This is a genomic window from Labrys miyagiensis (genome assembly GCF_030160835.1).
GTDB classification, from domain to species: domain Bacteria; phylum Pseudomonadota; class Alphaproteobacteria; order Rhizobiales; family Labraceae; genus Labrys; species Labrys miyagiensis.
The window spans coordinates 42,280-63,812 of sequence record NZ_BSPC01000004.1 but is presented as its reverse complement, the minus strand read 5'-3'; the positions used below and the strand labels follow the sequence as shown (position 1 = coordinate 63,812).

The following is a 21,533-nucleotide window of genomic DNA, read 5'->3' as shown; positions in this document are numbered from 1 at the left end:
CCTCTCCAAAGGCGCGTTTCCCCACCGAATATTCTTTCCTGATTATAGTCGATCCTACCGGGCCCAATAGTCAGGCATTTGGATAGTGCGAGATCGGCCACGACAGTCTGTAGGCGGAGGATTTTAGGGCGAGGCCGCTGTTACTGGGTTTCCGGCTCCCATATTCATCACCGCCGAGTTCAAATAGCGGATGCTCTCGGCCAGGGCCGGCCCGGGATCAGGATGGGCCTGCAAGACGGGATCGAAGGGCTCGAAGGAAATGAAGCCATCATAGCCAGCACCAAGGAACGCGATCACCTGCTCGACATTGCCTGCGATGTCATCGGGACCGACAAAGCCACGGTCCGGCTCTCGCAGCCTCTCGGGCGGAAGATCCCGGCGCGAGATGCCCGAGACGTGAACCAAGCGGGTATGTTGCGGGTATAACGCTTGATCACCGCAGCGAAAATGCTGGAAGGTATCGTGGCATAGGGCCAGTCGGCCAAGGCCATCGACGTCCTCGATAGCCGCAACGGCCGGACCTTTGAACTTCAGAGTGCTGGCCGGCATGCCGAGCGGCTCGACGAGGCCGATGACGCCATTGTCGGCAAGCACAGGCTTCAGGGCGAGGAGGGAACGGCGCAGATCGGCCTCCAACTGAAGAGGGCTCCGGCCGTCCCGTTCATCGACAACCGGGCAGAGAACGATCGCGGGCGCGCCGCACGTCGCCGCGTATTCGATCAGAAAACGCGCTTCCCGGGCGCGCTCGGCATTCCAGTCGTTGAAGCGCTGCAAGGCGTTGATCGAGGCGATCGTCAGTCTCGCCTCGGCCACCCGCGAGGCAAGTTCGCGGGGCGCCAGGCCGTTGGCGAACTCCTGCCCCTCCACATCGTTTCGGATCTCCACGCCCTGCACGCCGGCGCCGCGGGCGACTGCGAGGAAGGAGGTGAGGTCGCGGAAGGGCGAGACGGTGCGGTTGATCGCGAGCTTCGGTATCATTATTTCCTCTCCTCAAAGCCACTAGCCGGCAGTTCCGCCAAGCAATCGCTGAGGCATTTACGGGTCAGTTTTTTTGAACCATCCGTTGAGAGGACCACAGATCTCCAAGGTTCGCAATAAAAATTTCAATACTAATAAAATAGCAATTTTCATTGATGAACAGGCCGACTGGCCCCAGTTGCTCTGCGCTCGCCGGAAGACGACCCCTGTGCCGGGTCTGACGACCATGCTGACCGCCACATCGCGCCTCCCGCGCCCGCTTCCCGGATCGCGGCCCACCCGCCTTGATAACTGAGATTGGCACAAAGCGAACCCGCTGAGGCGCTTCGCGATCCGATGATTGAGTCGACAACGTCGCCTGATGCGGCCATAGCGTTTTGCGATTTGACGGAATCGGCAAGAATCGCAAAGACGCGTTAAAACAAGGAGTTAGAGCAATGGGCGTTTGCGTGTAAACGCGCTTTGTTCTAGGACCACAACGATGCGAATCTCGGGTTCCGAGAGGGCGGAATGGCGCGAAGACAATAGTGGCGATGCGCCCAACCTGGCGCGACACCGCTGACCGTCAGATCTTGATAAAACCAACGCCCGCGAGCGAACCAAACGGCAGCCCGGCCAGGGGTCCGCCTATATCGAGGCCGCCGAGGTCGACAGGAAAATGGCCGGTTCTTTCGATGATCTTGCGAACCTCAGCCTTGGCATCGACATCATCGCCCGAATAGAACAGGACACGCTGGCCACCCGAGACCGCCGGCTCCGGCAGGAGCCGAACGTCAAGATGGTTGAATGCCTTGACGACACGCGCGCCCGGAACGAATTCGCGGAACACCTCACTCGAATGCTTGCCACCGAGATCGATCGCCTTGATGCCATAGGCAGCGAGCGGATTGTTCGGATCCTTCGCGTCGGGCGAGTCCGGATCGAGGAACTCGACGGGGTTGGTGCCGTCGATCACGACACGGCCGTTCCAAGCAGGCAGACCGCCCAGCGCCTTTTCGAGGTCGACCCAGCGCACGGCCACAAGAACGATATCGGCGCTTGCGGCTTCGTTAACGGTGCCGGCTCTGATCGATGGGCCAAGCTCCCCAACGAGCGCCGCCAGCGTCCCGGGGCCGCGGCTGTTTGCGATCGTCGCCGAAACCCCGTTCCTCGCCAGCAGCCGGGCCACGTTGGACCCAAGGGCACCCGCTCCGATAATACCAATGCTCATTCGTTACTCCTGTTGATGATGTGGGGCTGAGTGGATCCCGTACGGCCGCGCCCCGTGCCGGCCGTCTGGTCACGATCGGCTTCAGAGCCGAACGAAATAAAAATGTGTCACCGACACGAATACATTTAAGGATAAAAAATTTCACCACTCCAGCGGTATGCTGAATTTGCCAAGGCGCGCGACCTCCGCGGCAATGTCGGCGATTGTGACCTTTGCAAGTTCGTCCTCGAGCGCCTTGCGCGCGCGCATCAATGTGGGTTGCATGGCTTCCAGGATATTGCCGCCAACCGCGCAATTCTCGCAGGGCGGTGTCCGGTGCAGCGAAAACAGTTCGGTATCCTCAACAGCCTCATAGACGTCCAGCAACCGAATCTTCTCCGAGGGCTTCGCCAAGAGCGCGCCCCCGCCCGCACCGAGCTGCGACCGGGTCAAGCCGGCGTCACTCAGGCGTGACAGCAGACCCCGGATCACGACCGGACTGGTATTGACCGAATAGGCGAGATCCTCGGAACGCAGCGGTGCGCCATCGCTCACCGCGAGTGCGGCAAGAGTGTGAACTGCGACGGCAAAGCGCGTACTCGTTGGCATGGCAAATTCCAATGGTGTGTCACTGCCATTATTACACACCATTACCACTGTCAATGGGCCTTTCGCCTGGAATCCTGTCCGGACAACGTCTCTGACCCTCGATCATCCACCGGCCTGTCGGCCGAGAGGCTCGGTCGAGCTCTTCCTGCCGCGGCTCGGTGCCCGGTGGGCCGCGCGAGAGCGGAAGGGGCCTGAGTGGCCACAAACGCTCCGCGGAGTTCCATCTTGCTCATGTGAGCGAACGATGAGTAAGTTGTGGCTTGCTTTGCAGGATCGCCAAAAGGCGTTACGCCAAGCGTCACCCCTTGCCAATTGCGAGCTCGCCCTTGCCCCGTCGTCCCCTGCAACGCGTTCAAGCCGCGCTCGCCGCCCGCCGCTATTTCCTCGGGCAACAGACAAAGTCGCAGATCGCCGATGAACTGGGCGTTTCGCGCTTCAAGGTGGCTCGCCTGATCGACGCGGCCATCGAACAGAAAATCGTGCAATTCATCATCACTGAGCCGGATGATCTCAATGCCGAGCTCGGCGAAGCCGTACGCAACAAATATGGACTTAGGGCTGTATTGGTTCTGGACGGTCCTGACATGTCGACGAGCGACCTTACGACGCCGCTTGGCAATCTCGCCGCGTCCTTGCTCGACGAGACATTGCAGGATGGCCAAACACTCGGCATCGCCTGGGGGCGGACGCTTGCGGCCATGGCCAAGGCACTGGTGCATCTACCCAAAGTCGATGTTGTCCAGGTGGCAGGCACGCCCGGAGGCCTTGAAATATCGCAAAATCCCGTTGAATTGGTTCGTCGCTTGACCAGCGTCGGCGGTGGAAGAGCCTATCCCATCTATGGTCCCATGTGGACCGAAGACCCGACATTGGCACAGCGCTTGCGACAGGAACCAGCCGTGGCGGCCGCAATGGAAAAATACGCCGACATTGACGTTCTTGCCGTCGGCATAGGGTCATGGGATCCTGCGGAATCATGCCTGTGTTCAGGCTTTCCCGCCGATTGGCGCCGAGAGGCCCTCGCCGCCGGCGTCGTAGCGGATGTCTGCGGATCGCTCATTGGTTCGGACGGCCAGGAAATTCCGAGCAGGCTCGACGAACAGGGACTCACGATCACAAGTGAACAGCTCGAACATATCCCCGAGATCATAGGCATAGGCGGAGGCTTGCAGAAGGCCGAGGCAATTGCGGCAGTCCTCCGCGGCAATTGGGTCGACGTCCTGGTGACTGACGCCGGGGTCGCGCGACGCCTCCTTATTTAAGCACCCCGCTGCATCGAGCATCCGAGCCGTCACGCGGCAAGCATTTTTGTGCCCAAATTTATTCGCTCATTTGAGCGTATATATGCTCTCTTGACAAAGATATGATCACGCTATTATGTTGCCAGCAACAACAAATCTATCGGGGAGGCAGCCGCGTGCCCGCGTTGAGCGATGACCGACTGGTGAAACTGGCGCGTATGGTGATCGAAGCCGAAGGGCGCGCCGTACATCGCGTGGCAAGCGCCATCGACGCGCGTTTCGTGCACGCCGCCCGCGCAATCGTTTCCGCATCCGGCAAGATATTGGTCACGGGAAGCGGCACTTCGGGAACGGTCGCCGCCCGCGCAGCCCATCTGATGTCAGTCTGCGGAACGCCGGCCTTCTATCTTTCGCCAACAGATGGCCTGCATGGCGGGCTTGGCGTGCTTCAGCCGCAGGATCTCGTAATCGCCCTTTCGAAGGGCGGCGGCTCCGGCGAGCTCAACGAGTTCTGCAGCAAGGCCAAGCCGCTATGCGCTGGCGTGATCGCCATCACCGCCACGCCGACCTCCGACCTGGCCGCCATGGCTGATCATGTCATCGCCTTCTCGCTCGACGATGATGCCGATCTCGGCTCCGTCGTGGCGACAGGGAGCTCCCTTGCAATCTCGGCGCTGCTGGACGCTCTCACCGAGATCGGCCGGGTAAGCCGTGACTATGACTGGCAGCGCCTGCTTTACACGCATCCTTCGGGCGCCGTCGGCCGCGATGCGGCAGCGAGCCTGCAGCGTCTGGCCGGTATTCAGACGAGGGGCTGACCATGGCAAGGGACCTCGTCGCAGGGATCGATTCCTCCACGCAGTCCTGCACGGTGCAACTTCGCCGGCTGGATGATGGCGTCGTCGTCGCCGAGGCAAGAGCACCACATCCACTCACCACGCCGCCGCTCAGCGAGCAGGCGCCGGAAGCCTGGTGGGGAGCTTTCAAGCTGTGCCTTGCAGAGCTTGAGAGCCACCTTCCGCGCATTGCAGCCATATCGGTCGGCGGGCAGGGCCATGGGCTCGTGCTGCTGGACGATACCGATCGCGCCCTCAGGCCCGCCAAGCTCTGGAATGATACGCAATCCGCACCGGATGCCGAGCGACTGCTGAAGGCGTTGCCGGCGTCGGAATGGGCCCGGCGCACGGGATCGGTGCCAGCGCCAGCCCTCACCATATCGAAGCTTGCCTGGACCGAGCGCAACTATCCCGGCCTGGTCGCCAAGGCGCGGCGCATCATGCTGCCCTTCGACTATGTCGTCTATCGCCTGGCACGACACGCTGTCACCGAACGAGGCGGCTCGTCGGGCACTGGCTACTTCAATCCTTTCCACAATAGCTGGGATTTTGAACTGGCCGATCTGGCCGTGCCCGGCATCGATTGGTCCACAAAGGTCCCCGACATCGTGGCCTCCAACGAGCGCGCCGGCGTTGTGAGCGATGCGGTCGGTGTTGGAGCCCTGGCAGGAGCAGTCGTTGGCGCCGGAACCGGCGATAACATGACCGCCGCGCTCGGCCTGAATGTGCTGGAGGGCGATACCGTCATCTCCCTCGGCACAAGCGGCACGATCTACGGCCGATCCCGCACGGGTGTGAAAGACGCCACGGGCTCGATCAACGGTTATGCCGATGCGGCCAATAGCTTCCTGCCCATGGTGACAACGCTCAATGCAGCGAAAGTCAACGACGCCATCCGGCGGCTGCTCGACCTGTCCTATGAGGATTTCGACCAGCTGGCGCTGACGGCTCCTCTCGGGGCCGAAGGTCTCGTTCTGGTCCCCTATTTCGATGGGGAGCGAACCCCAAACCTGCCCGGCGCCACCGGAACGCTCTTTGGCATGCGCTCGAACATCTCTCGCGCCTGCCTGGCCCGCGCCACCATCGAAGGGGTGCTGTGTGGCCTTCTGGAGGGCGGTGACCTGCTCGCGCATCACGGAGTGCCGCGAGACGGGCGCTTGATCCTGACTGGCGGTGCCGCACGTTCGAAGGCGTATCGACAGATCCTCGCGGACCTGACGGGCCGCCCCGTCTGGATTTGCTCTTTGGCCGAAACAGCGGCTGCCGGCGCAGCCGTGCAGGCCGCCGCTGCATTGACCACGACCGCGACCGACGAGATCGCAGCGGCCTGGGCCCCACGGCTTGAGATCTCCGCCGAACCGGCCGGCACGGATGCTGGCGCCGTCAGGCAAGCTTACCGGCAGGCCTCGGCCACCGCATTTGCAACCACAAGCTCCTAGGACTCGACGCCAAATGGCTTCCCCAACTCCCCAAGCAGCCTCTGCCGTTCCCGGGAAGCGCCGCTTTCCCGAAGAGATCGGCATTCTTCTGGTCCTGCTGGTCGTCATCCTGGTCTTGAGCTTGCTCTCACCGTCCTTCCGGACCGTGAGCAATGCGTTTGTGCTCCTGGTCAACGGCACAGTCATCGCCTTTCTCGCCCTCGGCCAGACCTTCGTGCTTCTTACCGGAGGGATCGACCTGTCCACCGGTGCGAATATCGGCATGACCGGCGTCCTCGCTGCCCTCCTGATGCAACTCGGGGTGCCTTGGCCGATTGCCGTATTGCTGGCCCTTGCGGTTGCGACGTCGCTTGGACTGATCAACGGCGCACTCATTCACTTTCTGCGCATCCCCGCATTCATCGCGACATTTTCGACGCAGGGCGTTGCGCTCGCCATCCCGCTGATCATCACCGGCGCGCAATCCATCTCTGTCCGTCAGATCGGCTTCTCGCTCATCGGCCAGGCAAGGGTCTTTGGCGTGCCGATGCCGGTGTTGCTCATCACCGTCGCAGCCGTCATCGCGGGAATATTCCTCAATATGACGCGCCGCGGCGTGCACATTTATGCGCTCGGGGGAAACCGCGCGGCGGCTCGCCTCTCCGGCGTCAACACCGCCCGCACCACGCTTTGTGTCTATGGCGTGAGTGGTTTCTGCGCCGGCATGGGTGGCCTCATTGCCACGTCTCGCCTGATGGTGGGCTTTCCGGCAACCGGAACCGGCAACGAACTCTTTTATTCCATTGCAGCGGCTGTCGTCGGCGGCGTCTCGCTGTTCGGCGGCATGGGCACGGTGCTGGGCGCCATGATTGGCGCGGTGCTCATCGCCGTCGTCAGCAACGGCATGAACGTCATCAATGTCCAGAGCTACTGGCAGTCCCTTGTCATCGGCGTGATCATCCTGCTCGGCGTCACCTTTGATACCTACCGGCGCGCCAACAGCGCCAAGCTGTCATTCCGCAAAGCTCCCGAAAATCGCGCGGCTTCACAGGCTGCGGCACCCGTTCCCTCCGGCACGACAAAACCCGGGGGGCCGGCCTAGCTCGTGGGCCCAGACATTTTGCATGAGCGTGAAGAACCAAGGAGGAAAGAAATGAAAATGACGACTCTCGGCTCAAGCCTGATGGGCGCGGCAGCGCTCAGCGCCAGCATGCTTTTCCTGGGCGGAAGCGCGCTCGCTGCGCCCAAGCTGCCTTCGAACTGCAGTGAAGCAAAGCCGACCATCGGCGTCGCGCTGCCGAATACGGTCAACCCCTATTACATCGCGATGCAGGACAGCTTCCAGAAAAACGGCGCCAATCTCGGCTACGCCGTCAATGTCGCCATCGCCAACGACAATGATTCCAACCAGCTCTCTCAAATCGATGCCTTCGTCCAGCAGGGCGTCTGCGCCGTCGTATTGAATGCCGTCAATTCCGGTCCCGGCGCGGCCAGCGTGAAGGCGCTCAACGAAGCAGGCATCCCCGTCTTCACTGTCAACGTCATCGTTTCGGACGACGACCTCAAGGCCCAGGGCGCCTCGTTTGTCGAATATGTCGGCGCGGATCAGGTGGCAGGCGGCCGGCAGATCGGCGAGCAGCTTCTCAAGGATCTCGGCGACAAGGGCAACATCGTGGCGGGTATCGTCGGCGATCCCGATCAGATTCCGACGAACCAGCGCGACAAGGGCTTCACCGACGCCATCACCAAGAACCCCAACTCGAAAGTCGTGGCCACCGTCAACAGCAAGGTCGACCCCAATGTCAGCCTTCAGGTGACGGGCGATCTTCTGCAGGGCCATCCGGACATCAATATCATCTGGGCTGATACCGGCCCCGGAGCCGTCGGCGCTCTGCAGGCCATTACGCAGCAAGACAAGGCCGGCAGTGTCAAGCTCTACGCGTTCTGCGCGGCTGACGCTCCGCTGACCGCGACCTACGCCGCCTGCGCCGCCCAGGAACCCGCCGACTATGCGCGCATCGCGCTCGAGAACCTCAAAAAGTATCTCAGCGGGCAGGACGTGCCGCCGCAGGTGCTGCAGCCGCTCAAGATCTTCCTGAACGGACAGAAGCCCGGACCGGGTGAAGTCGGCTGATTGCCCCAAGGAAAGCGAATGCCGATGAGCGCCCGAGAAAGCCTGGTTGTGGCCGAGGTCTCCAAGGTATACGGAGCGACGAAGGCCCTGACAGATGTCAGTCTGGAGATTCCGGCTGGCCAAATCGTGGCGCTCATCGGCCACAATGGTGCGGGCAAATCCACGCTGTTGCGTCTTTTGTCGGGGGCCCACACGCCCACCACAGGTTCCATCAGCATCGATGGCCGGCCCGTCACCTTTCAATCACCGTCCGAGGCGAGCGCTGCCGGCATCGCCTGTGTGTACCAGGAACTCAGCTTGATCGACGAACTGACGGTCGCCGAGAACTTGTTTCTTGGCGCCGAAAAGCTGAAAGGCGCCCTCCTCGACCGCCGAACGATGAATCGGGAAGCCGACGCGCTTTGCGCGGAATATGGCATTCCCGCCACGTCCACCGATCGCGTCGCCAGCCTTTCCGTCGCCCACAGGCAGCTTCTCGAGGTCGCGCGTGCCATTCATCGGGATGTCCGCTACCTCCTGCTTGATGAACCGACAACGGCCCTCGAGCAAAAGCAGATCGAAGAGTTGCTCGCCATCATTCGGCGTCTGGCACGCGAGCGCGGGGTTGGCATCCTGCTTATCGACCACAAGCTCGACGAGGTTTTCGCCGTCGCCGATCATATTGTCGGCCTTGCAAACGGCCGGATCGTCTTGTCAGGCGACGCCACCAAGATCGGGCGAGAGGAGGTGGTGGAAGCGATTGTCGGCGCTGGCCACGACGGCAAACACGCGTCCGGACATCGCGGGCGATTGGTCGGGGGCGAAGCGATCGGCGATGTCGTCTTCGAAGCCCGCGATCTGGCCGGCAATGGCCTTCAAGGCGTCAGCCTGAAGGCTCGCGCTGGAGAAGTGCTTGGTATTTATGGGCTGATAGGTTCGGGTCGTTCACGCTTTCTGCGCACAGTATATGGTGCCGAGACGGCTCCCGAGGGAGGAATGACCCTGAATGGAAAGGCCTTCGCGCCGACAGAACCCGAGCAGGCCATAGCCGCCGGAATTGCCTTTCTGTCCGAGGAGCGCAAATCGGATGGCTTCATTCCTCAGATGACGTCGATCGATAACGTCCTTCTGCCCGTGCTCGACCGCTTTGTTTCATCGGGCCTGTTGAGATGGGGCCTGCTGCGCAAGGCAGCCATCGAGGCGCTGACGCATGTTCCTATCCGAGGCGACATCCGCCAGCCCATAACGGCACTCTCCGGAGGCAATCAGCAAAAGGTTCTCTTCGCACGCTCGCTCTTGCAGTCGCCAAAGCTACTGCTGCTCGATGAGCCGACCAAAGGCGTCGATATCGGGGCCAAGGCTGAGATATACGAGATTATCGGAAACTTCGCGCGTTCTGGCGGATCGGTGCTTGTCGTCTCCAGCGAGGAAGAGGAACTACTCGAAATAGCCAATCGGATTCTTGTCTTTCGGCATGGCGCTTGTGATGGGATCGCAATCCCGGAAGACGAACTTTCGATTGCAGCGCTTCGGCGTCATGCCTGGTCGCAAGCGGCATGAAGCTTTCTCCCAGCCTCTATGCCGCCGACCCCTTCCGACTGCATGAGGCGATCGCAGCGGTGGCCCCCTATAGCGCCTCGTTCCATGTCGACATCATGGACGGGCGCTTTGCTCCCGCCTTTGGCTTTGGCGAAAGCGTCGTCCGCCGCCTCGTCAAGGAATACCCGGTCCCGATCGATGTACACCTCATGGTGGAGCATCCCAAGGCATGGGCCAGGCGCTTTGCAGAATTAGGCGTCCGCAGCGTGGCGTTTCATCTTGAAGCTACTTGTGAACCCGAGGCGCTCCTTGATGCCGTGCGCGCGGCCGGAGCACGTGCCTATCTCGCCCTGCTGCCGGATTCCCCGATCGAGAAAGCAGAAGCCATCATGACCTCAGCCGATGGCCTGCTGCTGCTCACCGCCCCGCCTGGCGGCGGGGCTTTCTCCAGCGACGCACTGGCTCGGCTCCACAAGGTGCCTGCCACAACACGCGTCATCGTGGATGGCAACTTGCAGGCTGAGCAGCTTATCTCGCCGGCCCTATCGCGGGTTGAACTCGCAGTGGTGGGGAAGACGCTGTTCGAAAGCTCCAATATTGCCCAACGAGCACAAGAATTGTCCGAGATCCTGAAATATTAATTGCCAAAGAAACGAGGCTGGTGCCTGCAAGAGTGCGGAGCATGTTCCCACCGGCCCGGCTGTTGCATGCCGCCTGAGTCGTCAGGCTGAGATCGAGCTTCGAGCCTTCAGGATAGTGCCCGCACCCTTTAGCGCAAATGCCGCAACCGCTTCTTCCAGCGCTCGCCGGGACCCCATCCCCAGCTTTGCCGGGTGTTTGGGTGCTCTTCCCCAGCGGGCTGCGTTTCCGGCACGACCTGCACAGCCGGTGCTGATGGCGGAAACGCCTTCGGGACTGGCGCGGGCGGATCCTGTTGCGTTCGCGTCGCGGTAATGCCCGCCGGAGCCTTCGCTGCAGAGGCAGCTTTCGGGGGCCGTCCTTTCTTTGCGGGCGCCGTCGCAACCCGCACCTTCTTGGCACGAGGTTCGGGCAGCTTGGATGGCGCCGTTTCCTGTGCTGGCGCCATCTGCACCGGCGGTTCATCCGCCACGACTGCAACGCCGGAGGTCTCTGTCGTTACAGGCCGCGCTGGTGCTCGAAATACATTCTCGGCGCTGAAGACTTCCTCACGCTGGTTAGTTGAGGCGGTCGTCAAGGACCTGAATGCCTGCTCGGCCAACTGGCGTGCTTCGGTGTGAGAGGCAGGAACGGGAGGGGCGATCGTCTCGGCCAGTATGGGCTGCCGGATCTGGACTGGCTCTCTAGCCGAAATGCCGGAACGCGAGCGCTTCACCTCGACAACGAAAGGTTTGATTGGCGTCTTCATCGAGCAACAAGAATCTGGAGGGGAATAATCCTCAATAGAGCATCGCTCTCGCAAAAGCCATGGCCTATGAATCATTGATAACGGTCAATGACTCCAGCCCTTCCTGCTCGCTGTCTTGCCGGTCGACAGGCTCGTCCGCGCCATCAGATGTGACGGTTAAGTCGGCCAACGCCTCGGTGAGCAATCCGGAATCCGTGAACGCAGTTCCACAAGGAAAAGGTCATGTCCGTGGATTCCGGCGTCCTCCCTCACAAGTAAAGCCTATGAGGATACGCTACGCTGGAATGACGACACGCCCTCAACAGCCCGGCGTTCACGAACCCGCAGCCAGTACACTCGGAGACACCACTGCATGACCCATCCTATGGCTGCCAATAGCGAATTCCAGGCCCTCAACGCCTTCTCGGCAACGCTCGGCCAGAATTCCGACCGCACCCAGGCGGCGGGTGGCAACACCTCGCTCAAGCATGACGGCGCGATGTGGATCAAGGCCTCCGGCACCTGGCTCGCCCATGCGCTGGAGCGCGACATCATGGTGCCGGTCGTGCTGGCGGACTTCCTCGCCGCCCTAGCCGACAAGGATCCGCGAGCCGAGACCGCCGTCGATTTCGTCGACCAGGCCCGCAACAGCCTCAATTTGCGGCCCTCGATCGAGACGAGCGTGCATGCCGTCATTCCCCATGCCGTGGTCGCCCATATCCATTGCGTCGAGACGCTCGCCCATGCCGTGCAGCCGGGCTGCGAGGCTGAGATCGCCAGGCGATTCGCCACGCTCGGCGACGTTGCCTCGGCCTTCGTGCCCTATTGCCGGCCCGGCGTGCCGCTGTCGGAGGAGATCCTGGCGCGTTCGACGCCGGCCACCAACGTGCTGATCCTCGGCAATCACGGCCTCGTCGTCTCTGGCGCCAGCGTCGCCGAGGTCGAGGACAGGTTGAACCGTGTCTGCCAGGCCCTCGCTTTGCCGCATCGCCCGGCGCAGGAAGCCGATCTCGGCAAGCTCGCGGCGATCGTCGCAGGCACGAACTACCGGCTGCCCGCCAACCCGATCGTGCATGGCGTGGCGCTCGATCCGGTCAGCGCCGGCCATGTGCGCGGCGGCTCGCTTTATCCCGACCATGTCGTCTTTCTCGGCCCGGGCGTGATCGAGACCGACGACATCGCCGCCGGCGAAGCCATCCGCAAGCCCGAGGCCAAGGACGGCCCGCCGCCCATGCTGGTGTTGCCGGGGCTCGGCATCGTGCTGCATCGCCGGACCACGACCGCGGCCGACGCGCTGGCGCTCTGCCTCTGGAACGTCGCCTCGCGCCTGCCGGCCGGCGCCGCGATCCAGCGCCTGACGCCGGAACAGGATTATCAGCTCACCCATTGGGAAGCCGAGAAATACCGGCAGGCGCTCGACGCCAAGGCGAAGGCTTCATGAGGGCGACGGTTCTGTCATAATCCCGATAACGAGAAGAGGCCGGGGAGGCCTGAGATGACGGAGCCGCCGACCAATATCGCGCATCTGTTCGCCCAGGCGGCAAAGTTGGCCTTTGCTTTTCGCGCTGGGCTCGACGAGCGCCCGCAACGGCCGGAGGTTGGTTATGCCGAGGCTCTGGCCGCCTTCGAGATGCCGACGCCACAGACGGGCGAACCAGCCGAGACGGTGCTGGAAGACCTGGTGCGGCGCGCCACGCCCGGATTGCATGCCACCACGGGCAACCGCTTCTTCGGCTGGGTGATCGGCGGTTCCCACCCCGTCGGAGTCGTCGCCGACTGGATGACCTCGACCTGGGGTCAGAATGCCGGCAACCACACCGCCTCCCCCTCGGCCGCGGCCTGCGAGACGGTGGCAGCGCGCTGGCTGCTTGACCTGCTCGACCTGCCGCGGGAAGCCTCGGTCGGTTTCGTCACCGGCGCTACCGTCGCCAATTTCGTGGCGCTGGCGGCCGCCCGCAGCGAGGTGCTGCGTCGGCTCGGCTGGGATGTCGAGGCCAAGGGCCTGTTCGACGCGCCGCCGATCCAGGTGCTGATCGGTGATGCCGCGCATTCCACCGTGTTTTCGGCCCTGCAATATCTCGGCCTTGGCCACGAGCGGGTCACCCGTATCGCCACCGACAGGGAAGGCGCCATGCTGCCCGACGCCTTCACCAGGGTGATGCGCAATGTCGACTGGGACGCACCCCTCATCGTGGTCACGCAGGCGGGCCAGATCAACACCGGGGCCTTCGATCCGCATCCGGCGATCATTCACGCCACCCGCGTTCATTCCAATTGCTGGATCCATGTTGATGGCGCCTTTGGCCTGTGGGCCCGCGCCTGCCCCACGCGCGCCGCGCTGGCCGATGGCATCGAAGGCGCCGATTCCTGGGCGACGGATGGGCACAAATGGCTTCAGACGCCCTATGACTGCGGCTATGCCATCGTCCGCAACCCTGATGCCCATCGCCGTGCCATGATGATCGCGGCGAGCTATCTGCCCTCGGTGGGCGACGGCGAGCGAGATCCCTCCCATTATGTCCCGGAGCTGTCGCGCCGTGCACGGGGCTTCGCGACCTGGGCCATGCTCCGCCATTATGGCCGCGAGGGCATCGCCGCGCTGGTGGAGCACCATTGCCGCCTCGCCCGTCTCATCGCCGACACGCTGCGCGAAGAGCCCGGCATCGCCATCGTCAACGATGTCGTGCTCAACCAGGTCATCCTGCGCTTTGGCGCGGGGGAGGGAGCGGAAAAGGGCGACGACCTTACACGCCGCACCATCGCCGCCCTCCAGGAAGACGGCACCTGCTTTGCCGGCGGCGCCCAATGGCAAGGCCGCTGGGTGATGCGCCTCTCGCTCATCAGCGGGGAAACCAGTGAGGCCGACGCCCTGCGCTCGGCCGGCGCGATCGCTCAGGTGTGGCGGGGCGTGCGGGAGGGCTGACGACTTCTCCGATTGCCTTCACCGATGCACACAGGGCTGTCATCGCCGGCCGTATCCTCACAAGCTTTGCTTGTGAGTGCGCTCTTGAGCGAAGCGAGAGAGGGCGAGGGGAAGGGGATCCAGAGGCTCGTAAGGCTGAGACCTTAAGCCCCTGGATCCCCTTCCCTCGGCCTTCTCACACAAGCAAGCTTGTGTGGATCTCGCCGGGGATGACAGCCCTGTATGCACCGATGAACAGCCACTTGAGCTTCTACATCGGTGTCACGCGCAATAAAAAAGGCCGAGCTTACGCCCGGCCCTCTCGAAATCCGTGGTTGTCCGCGGCTGAGGTCTTACGCAGCCGAAAGGCGGTCAGCCGACATCTTGCCGGAACGGCGGTCCTCAACCAGCTCATAGCTGATCTTCTGGCCTTCCTGGAGATCGCGCAGACCAGCGCGCTCGACGGCGCTGATGTGGACGAAGACGTCCTTGGAGCCGTCATCCGGCTGAATGAAACCATAACCCTTCTGGGTGTTGAACCACTTCACGGTACCTGTGCTCATGATGAACCTTTCCTATGGGCACGTGCCTTTGCAGCGAGTGTGCAACAAAAGCGCTGTTGGTCGAAATTGGTAGGAAGGTCATCAGCGTGCACGGCCACAGGACCGCGCGGCCAAAACGTCCGGCCGAGTTCGATGGCGTTTTATGATGTCATTAACGACTAAATGCAAGTAGCGCGATCACATCCGTTCAATTTTACCTTAACTCCACCCAATAGATATAACCCCTTCGCGCCCTCAGGCCGGGTCGAGATACGGGCTGAGGCGCGCGTGATCGAGCGGCGGCAGACCGGCCAGCCGCCCGGGATTGTTGTCGGAGGATTCCCGGAGATGGCTCTCCAGCGCGCGGGCGGCATCTTCAACCCGACCCTCGCCGAGATGGCTCAGAATGGCCTTGTGCATGACGATCATTCGCGGAATGTCGGGCTGCTCCTGGGAGGAACCGAAGGACAAATGCGCCGTGATGAGCGGCAGCTGGCAGCGATAAAGCGTCTCGCGCAGCTCATCATTGCTGCATTTGAGCACGATGTCGTGGTGCAGATCGACTTCCAGGCGATGCAGCAGGGTCTGATCGGCGCGGGCCTGCGGTGTTTCGGCATCGCAAACACGCGCCAGCCCCTCGCGGATCATGCGCGGATCGAGCCGCGGCGCGGCCTGGCGGAGCGCTGGAGGCTCCAGCAGGATACGCATCTCGTAAAGCTCCTTGATGCGGTCCGGCGTCAGGGGCCCTGCATACCAGCGCGCATTGGCTTCCTGGCGCACCAGGCCGACCCGCTCCAGCCGGAGCAGCAATTCATGCGCGATGGTGCGGCTGACGCCGAAATGCTCCGCAAGGATCTGCGAGCGAATCTGGAAACGCCCGAACAGCAGGCAGGAAGCGACCTCCTTCTCCACCGACGAATAGATCAAGGCGCGCCAATTGCGGATGCGCAGTTCCGCCGCGATGTCCGGCGGCAGCGCGACATGGGCGCCGAGTTCGCCCAGCATCGAGATATCCGTCGGACGGGGACCCACGATCACTCCGCGCATGGCGGGCCGGCGGTGGACAAGGCCTTCGGCCTCCAGCCGCATCATCGCCGACACCGCGGGCATGCGGCCGATGCCGAAGAGATCGGTCACCGCCTTTTCGCGGATGACGAAGCCCTCCGGCAAGGCGCCGGAGCGGATGTGATCGGCCAGCACCTGGCCGACGATCTCGTTCATCCGGCGCCGTCCGCCGACAGAGGCGGCACCGGGCTCGCGACCGGCGGCGAAGGTTCCGCTCATGGCCTCTCCTCCTTGGATGGCCTCACCTGAAGCCGGCCTCCGACAGGGCGCCGATACGCGCGACATTGGTGCGATCGATGATAGCGGCGCCGGCGTCCATGTCGACTGGCAGCAGGCCATAGCGGATGTTCAGCACCAGCTGGATCACAGGATAGAGCCCCTGCGCATAGGGCTGCTGGTCGGTGGTGCAGGCAAGATGCCCGGCTTCGATCAGGCGCAGGATCGTCGGGGAGAGATCGAAGCCGGCGGCATAGACAGGCCGCGACATCCGCTCCGCCGCCAGTGCCGCACCCTCGGTGTCGGCCTGGCCGGTGGCGAGCACCGCGGAAATTTCCGGCCGCTGCGCGAGAATGCGCAGAACGTGCCGGGCCGCCTCTTCGGGGTAATGGCCGGTGATGGTCTCGACCCACTCGATGCCATGATTGGCGAGCCCCGCCTTGATGCCGTCGCGCCGTTCCTCCAGCGCGGAAATGCCGGGATCGTGCATGGTGAGCAGCACGGTGCTGCCCGGCCTGATATCGGCGGCAACGCGCCGTGCCAGGGCCCGGCCAGCAGCCGGAAAGTCCTGGGCGATGCTGCTGAGCGTGCCAGCCTTGCCCCGCCCGGCATCGATGTTGAAGGCGACGACCGGCACGCCGCGGCTGCGCGCCTCGGCGATCACCGGCGCGAAGGCATCCGCATCGAACACCACGATGGCGAGCCCGTCGACACCCTGTTCGAGCCCCCGCCGCGCGATCGCCGTCATCCCAGCGGCATCGACCCCTACCGTGCCCGTGAACTCGGCCTCCACCCCCATCTGCGCGGCGGCGTCGGCCATGCCGCGCCGGACGGGGCCGAAGAAATCCTCGTCGCAGTTCACGGCAATGAACAGGAGCTTCAGCCGCTTGCTGGATTCGAGAGGAGCCATGCGCCGCTCCTCAGGAAATCGCCCGCGCCGAGCCTTCGGCCTGGTGGCGGCCGAGCGCCTCCCAGTCCCAGTCGATGCCGAGCCCAGGCTCGGCGGACGGCACTGCATAGCCGGCTTCGATACGCATGCCGGTACGGGTCACGCCGTCGAGCTGGGGAATATATTCCACCCAGCGCGCATTCGGCACAGCACAGCACAGGCCCACATGCAGTTCCATCAGGAAATGTGGGCAGACGGCGACGTTGAAGCTCTCCGCCATGTGGGCGACCTTGAGCCAGGGGGTAATGCCGCCGATGCGCGCCACGTCCACCTGCACCACCGAACAGGCGCGGCGCTGCAGGTAGTCGCGGAAATGCGAGGCGCTGTAGAGGCTCTCGCCCACGGCGATCGGGATGGTGGTCGAGGCGGAAAGGCGCACATGCCCGTCGACGTCGTCAGCCGGCAGCGGTTCCTCGAACCAGCCAATATCGGCCTCGCGATAATGATGGGCGCGCCGGATCGCTTCGTCGACGGCGAAGGCCTGGTTGGCGTCGGTGAAGATCTCGAAGGCCCCACCCACCGCCTCGCGCACGGCGATAAGCCGGCTAACATCCTCGCGGATAGGGCGCCCGACCTTGACCTTGCACCCTCCAAAACCATCCGCCTTGGCCTTGAGCGAGTCCTCGACGATGGCCTGCGTCTCCAGTTGCAGCCAGCCGCCCTCGGTGGTGTAGAGCCGCACCTTTTCCTGTGCGCCGCCCGCCATCACATGGAGCGGCAGGCCGGCCTTGCGGCAGCGCAGGTCCCAGAGCGCGGAATCGACCGCCGCGAGCGCCAGCGAGGTGATGGCGCCAACCGTGGTCGCGTGGCTGAGGAAGAGGAGATCACGCCAGATCTGCTCGACCATGCCGGCCTCGCGTCCGATCAGCGCCGGGGCGAAGGTGCGGGCGAGGAGCTCCAGCACCGAATGACCGCCCGTGCCGATGGTGTAGCTGTAGCCGGTGCCGACGGCGCCATCGGCATCGATGATGCGCACGATCGGGGTTTCCTGCGCTACGAAGGACTGGATCGCATCGACCCGTTTCACCTTGGGCTCGAGCACCACCATCGAGAGCTCGACACGTGTGATCCTGGCCATGAGGCCTCCCTTGCTGAGCGCTCCCAACGCCGCTTTTCCCGGCGGCCTCCCGTCAGGCATACGCCCCGCTTCTTGACGGCGTCAAGAATATTGCATGAACTATGCAATATGAGCTGTCGCGGCGGGAATCGTGCCCGCTGAGCCTTGCGCGGATTGCGCCGGCGCGTTCAATTGGGCCAACAGCCAGAAAAGCGAGGAAACGCCATGAAGACACGCAAGGTCGGCCGCACCAGCGTCGAAGTCACCGAGTTCTCCTTCGGCTGCACGGGCATCGGCAATCTCTACAAGCCGGTCAGCCGCGACGAGGCGGCGGCCACGCTCCAGGTCGCCTGGGACGCCGGCATCCGCTATTTCGACACTGCGCCGCGTTACGGGCATGGCCTTGCCGAGCTCAGGCTCGGCGATTTCCTTTATGGCAAAGCGCGCGACAGCTATGTGGTCTCCACCAAGGTCGGCCGCGTCCTGCGCCCTGTACCGGAACATGCGGTGCCCGATTACGGCTTTGCCGATCCCCTGCCCTTCGCCGCCGACTACGACTACAGCTATGACGGCATCATGCGCGCCTTCGACCAGTGCCTGACGCGCCTCGGCCTCAACCGCATCGACATCGTCTATATCCACGATATCGGCGTTCTCACCCACGGTCAGGCAGAGAACGACCGGCATGTCCGCGCGCTCCTCGACAGCGGCTTCAAGGCGCTCGGCGAGCTGAAGAGCCGGGGTGCCATCAAGGCTGTTGGCGTCGGCGTCAACGAAGTGCGGATCTGCCTGGATCTGATGGATCATTTCCCGCTCGACTGCATCTTGCTGGCGGGGCGCTATTCGCTGCTCGACCGCTCGGCCGAGCCGGAACTGCTGGCGCGCTGCCTCAAGGAGGGGACCTCCCTGGTGATCGGCGGCGTCTTCAATTCCGGCATCCTGGCCACCGGCCCGATCCCGGGCGCCACCTTCGACTACGGTCCGGCATCCGAGGATGTGCGGGAGCGCGTGCGTGGCCTCGAAACCGTGGCCTCGACCTACAAGGTGCCACTCGCGGCAGCGGCGATGCAGTTCCCGCTCGGCAGTCCGGCCGTCGCCTCGGTGCTGATCGGCACGGGCAATCCAAGGAGCCTGACGCGCAACCTCTCCCAGCTCGACTTCAAGGTCGATCCCGCCGCCTGGGCCGAGTTCAACCGCTACACGCTGATGGCGCCGGATCCCGCAGACGCCACGCCCTGGGCACAGACGGAAGGGTGATGGAAACGCGACTGGGCGGGCGGGTCTTCAGACTCGGCTCTCAACAGCTGTCCCCTCTCTGAAAGAGGCGGGTCTGGAAAGCCTGACCGGAAAGTCGACGGAACCTCGACTTCTGTCATTACCGGGCTTGTCCCGGCAATCCAGGGAAGCGCAAACGTTGGAAATGCGGTGTCTGGATACCCGGGACAAGCCCGGGTATGACAAAATCTGCGCCTCCCTCGGCTTCTTCACGACTTTTGAGTCAGGCTCTGAAGACCGCCCCGCCCCCCGAAACTGCGCCCATTTCCCTGGCGACGCCGGAACCAATTGTCCCGCCCAGCGCTAGTCAAGGCCAATCGTCATCGTGTAACAGGGCCGCATGTCTGAAAACCTCACGCTCGGCATAGCCGCTGTCTCGACCGCTGCCGTCATCCTGCGTCCGTTCAACTGGCCCGAGGCGATCTGGGCCGTGGCGGGCGCGGCGCTCTTGCTTGCCCTCGGCCTGCTCTCGCCGCACCTGGCGCTGGCCGGCGTGGCGCGCGGTACCGACGTCTATCTCTTCCTGATCGGCATGATGCTGCTGGCCGAGATCGCGCGCTATGAAGGGTTGTTCGACTGGCTCGCGGTGCAGGCCATGCGCCATGCCGAGGGCTCGCCGCTCCGCCTTTTCGCGTTGGTCTATGGCGTCGGCGTGGTGGTCACGGTCTTCCTGTCGAACGACGCCACCGCGGTGGTGATGACGCCGGCTGTTGCGGCCGCGATGCGCACGGCGCGGATCGACAAGCCCCTGCCCTATCTCCTCGTCTGCGCCCTGGTCGCCAATGCCGCTTCCTTCGTGCTGCCGATCTCCAACCCCGCCAATCTGGTGGTGCAGGGCACGGCCATGCCGCCTCTCCTGCAATGGCTCGCCATCTTCACGTTGCCCTCGCTCGCGGCGATCGCCGCGACCTATGCCGCCCTGCGCCTGACCTTCCGCAGCCATTTCGCCGGCGCGATCGCCAGCGACATCGCCGAGGCGCCGCTCTCGCGGGGCGCCATCACCGCGGCGCTCGGCATTGGCGCCACGGCCATCGGCCTGATGATCGCTTCGGCTCTCGGCCGCGATCTCGGCCTGCCGACGGCGATCGCCGGCATCGCCACCACGCTGGTCGTCGCCATCATCGGCAAGGAGGGGGCCCCCACCATGCTGCGCCATGTCATGCGTGACATTTCCTGGGGCGTGCTGCCGCTGGTGGCGGGCCTGTTCGTGCTGGTGCAAGCCCTGGAAGGAACGGGGGTACTCACCGCCCTGGTCGATCACCTGCAGGCGCTCGCCCGACAATCGGTCCCGGCGGCGAGCTGGATCACCGGCCTTGTCACCGCCTTCACCTGCAACGTCACCAACAATCTGCCAGCGGGGCTGATCGCCGGCAGCACGGTGCAAGCGGCTCAGGTGCCGGATGCCATCCGGGCAGCGGCGGTGATCGGCATCGATATCGGCCCGAACCTTTCGATTACGGGCTCGCTTGCCACCATTCTCTGGCTCACCGCGCTCAGGCGCGAGGGGCATGGCGTGAGCGCCTGGGCCTTTCTGAAGATCGGCTTCATCGCCATGCCGCCGGCCCTGCTCCTCGCTTTGGGCGCGCTCAGCCTGCAGGCTTGGTTCTGGTAAGGGGCCGTTAAAAACAAGTGAACCGGCAAGCCAGTGCCGGGAGTGCGGGAGAGGCGCGGTGCTTGAAGCGCTTAATCCTGAACAATCCCTTGGGTTACCCGATCAAACCGCTCGTCAGCGACCGGATCAATCGACAGCGCCCTGCCTGGCATCCTCCTTCGGCGGCAGGCGCAGTGCACACGGGATGACTATAAGGGTGTTCATCCGATTGGGTTGGACAAACACAGAACCGATATTGACTTTCTTTCGCCCCTATGTTTTATTCCCTGACGGAATGAGGCGTCAGCGGCCGGCGCAGGTACAACCCGGCTCCGAACGCCTCCATCCACCCCGACAGCCTGTCCAAGTGGCGGGCGCAAGCGGCGGTCCTGCTCCTCTGGAAGCCGGCCTCCAGGGGGTGACGAGCGGGACAGACGGGATCGGCACCCCATGGAAGTGCCACGCGATCCCTGGACGGAGCGTGACGGGCTTGAGCCCGGCGGCGCCTTCGTCCCATCTCCCGCCGATGCGGTGAAGACGGTTCATGCCACTGTCCGGCCAGGACTGCAGCGCTGAGCCCCTTGACCGAGCCGGCTGGTCAGGTTCGGATGGTCCGTGCCATCCGCTCCCGGCTCGCCTCCGCCTTC

19 protein-coding genes are annotated in these 21,533 nt (G+C 63.6%); 12 read left to right on the top strand and 7 right to left on the bottom strand.

Translation table 11 applies throughout. The features are described from left to right. Nucleotides 1–123: 123 nt before the first annotated feature. The 3 genes from QQL24_RS00505 to QQL24_RS00495 all read right to left on the bottom strand — a co-directional run bounded on the left by QQL24_RS00505 (nucleotide 124) and on the right by QQL24_RS00495 (nucleotide 2,788). Nucleotides 124–978: a TIM barrel protein gene (locus tag QQL24_RS00505; protein ID WP_284309917.1), complete on the bottom strand. Its 855-nt coding sequence runs from the start codon at nucleotides 976–978 to the stop codon at nucleotides 124–126. Between the two features lie 565 nt (nucleotides 979–1,543). Beyond that, the gene (locus tag QQL24_RS00500) at nucleotides 1,544–2,188 is read right to left on the bottom strand and encodes an NADPH-dependent F420 reductase (protein ID WP_284309916.1); all 645 of its coding nucleotides are present in this window, start codon (nucleotides 2,186–2,188) and stop codon (nucleotides 1,544–1,546) included. Between the two features lie 141 nt (nucleotides 2,189–2,329). Further along, nucleotides 2,330–2,788 (bottom strand): Rrf2 family transcriptional regulator, encoded by a 459-nt coding sequence (locus QQL24_RS00495; protein ID WP_284309915.1) that lies wholly within the window; start codon nucleotides 2,786–2,788, stop codon nucleotides 2,330–2,332. Between the two features lie 314 nt (nucleotides 2,789–3,102). Here QQL24_RS00495 and QQL24_RS00490 point away from each other — a divergent pair, with 314 nt between their 5' ends. From QQL24_RS00490 to QQL24_RS00450, 9 genes are all read left to right on the top strand, one after another. Beyond that, a complete protein-coding gene (locus QQL24_RS00490) occupies nucleotides 3,103–4,038 on the top strand; it encodes a sugar-binding transcriptional regulator (protein ID WP_284309914.1) in 936 nt (311 codons plus the stop codon). A 155-nt stretch (nucleotides 4,039–4,193) separates the two neighbouring features. Continuing rightward, entirely contained in the window at nucleotides 4,194–4,835 is a 642-nt protein-coding gene (locus QQL24_RS00485; RefSeq protein ID WP_284309913.1) for an SIS domain-containing protein, read from the top strand. 2 nt (nucleotides 4,836–4,837) lie between these two features. After that, nucleotides 4,838–6,292 carry a xylulokinase gene (xylB, locus tag QQL24_RS00480; RefSeq protein ID WP_284309912.1) on the top strand — a complete coding sequence of 485 codons (1,455 nt, stop codon included), beginning with the start codon at nucleotides 4,838–4,840 and terminating at the stop codon, nucleotides 6,290–6,292. 13 nt (nucleotides 6,293–6,305) lie between these two features. Further along, nucleotides 6,306–7,373, top strand: coding sequence for an ABC transporter permease (locus QQL24_RS00475; protein WP_284309911.1), 1,068 nt, complete (start codon nucleotides 6,306–6,308; stop codon nucleotides 7,371–7,373). 51 nt (nucleotides 7,374–7,424) lie between these two features. Next, nucleotides 7,425–8,405: a substrate-binding domain-containing protein gene (locus QQL24_RS00470; protein WP_284309910.1), complete on the top strand. Its 981-nt coding sequence runs from the start codon at nucleotides 7,425–7,427 to the stop codon at nucleotides 8,403–8,405. Nucleotides 8,406–8,423: 18 nt separating this feature from the next. After that, complete coding sequence (locus tag QQL24_RS00465) at nucleotides 8,424–9,944, top strand: sugar ABC transporter ATP-binding protein (protein ID WP_284309909.1); 1,521 nt, start codon at nucleotides 8,424–8,426, stop codon at nucleotides 9,942–9,944. Then, entirely contained in the window at nucleotides 9,941–10,564 is a 624-nt protein-coding gene (locus QQL24_RS00460) for a beta/alpha barrel domain-containing protein (protein ID WP_284309908.1), read from the top strand. The genes QQL24_RS00465 and QQL24_RS00460 overlap by 4 nt, the downstream gene beginning before the upstream one ends. Before the next feature lie 1,098 nt (nucleotides 10,565–11,662). Continuing rightward, nucleotides 11,663–12,730 carry a class II aldolase/adducin family protein gene (locus QQL24_RS00455; RefSeq protein ID WP_284309907.1) on the top strand — a complete coding sequence of 356 codons (1,068 nt, stop codon included), beginning with the start codon at nucleotides 11,663–11,665 and terminating at the stop codon, nucleotides 12,728–12,730. A gap of 54 nt (nucleotides 12,731–12,784) precedes the next feature. Then, nucleotides 12,785–14,212, top strand: a complete 1,428-nt coding sequence (locus QQL24_RS00450; RefSeq protein ID WP_284309906.1) for a pyridoxal phosphate-dependent decarboxylase family protein — start codon at nucleotides 12,785–12,787, stop codon at nucleotides 14,210–14,212. Nucleotides 14,213–14,544: 332 nt separating this feature from the next. On the opposite strand, the gene QQL24_RS00445 is transcribed toward QQL24_RS00450, so the two are convergent. The 4 genes from QQL24_RS00445 to QQL24_RS00430 form a co-directional block, all read right to left on the bottom strand. Further along, nucleotides 14,545–14,754: a cold-shock protein gene (locus tag QQL24_RS00445; RefSeq protein WP_284309905.1), complete on the bottom strand. Its 210-nt coding sequence runs from the start codon at nucleotides 14,752–14,754 to the stop codon at nucleotides 14,545–14,547. 234 nt (nucleotides 14,755–14,988) lie between these two features. Next, nucleotides 14,989–16,017: a GntR family transcriptional regulator gene (locus QQL24_RS00440; RefSeq protein ID WP_284309904.1), complete on the bottom strand. Its 1,029-nt coding sequence runs from the start codon at nucleotides 16,015–16,017 to the stop codon at nucleotides 14,989–14,991. 22 nt (nucleotides 16,018–16,039) lie between these two features. After that, complete coding sequence (locus QQL24_RS00435) at nucleotides 16,040–16,924, bottom strand: substrate-binding domain-containing protein (protein WP_284309903.1); 885 nt, start codon at nucleotides 16,922–16,924, stop codon at nucleotides 16,040–16,042. Nucleotides 16,925–16,934: 10 nt separating this feature from the next. Then, a complete protein-coding gene (locus tag QQL24_RS00430; RefSeq protein WP_284309902.1) occupies nucleotides 16,935–18,041 on the bottom strand; it encodes a mandelate racemase/muconate lactonizing enzyme family protein in 1,107 nt (368 codons plus the stop codon). A gap of 204 nt (nucleotides 18,042–18,245) precedes the next feature. Between QQL24_RS00430 and QQL24_RS00425 the strand changes: the two genes are divergently transcribed. The 3 genes from QQL24_RS00425 to QQL24_RS00415 all read left to right on the top strand — a co-directional run bounded on the left by QQL24_RS00425 (nucleotide 18,246) and on the right by QQL24_RS00415 (nucleotide 21,462). Then, a complete protein-coding gene (locus QQL24_RS00425; RefSeq protein ID WP_284309901.1) occupies nucleotides 18,246–19,277 on the top strand; it encodes an aldo/keto reductase in 1,032 nt (343 codons plus the stop codon). Nucleotides 19,278–19,635: 358 nt separating this feature from the next. Continuing rightward, a complete protein-coding gene (locus QQL24_RS00420; RefSeq protein ID WP_284309900.1) occupies nucleotides 19,636–20,907 on the top strand; it encodes an arsenic transporter in 1,272 nt (423 codons plus the stop codon). Between the two features lie 429 nt (nucleotides 20,908–21,336). Beyond that, on the top strand, nucleotides 21,337–21,462 hold the full coding sequence (locus tag QQL24_RS00415; protein WP_284309899.1) for a hypothetical protein: 126 nt from the start codon (nucleotides 21,337–21,339) through the stop codon (nucleotides 21,460–21,462). Nucleotides 21,463–21,533 lie beyond the last annotated feature (71 nt).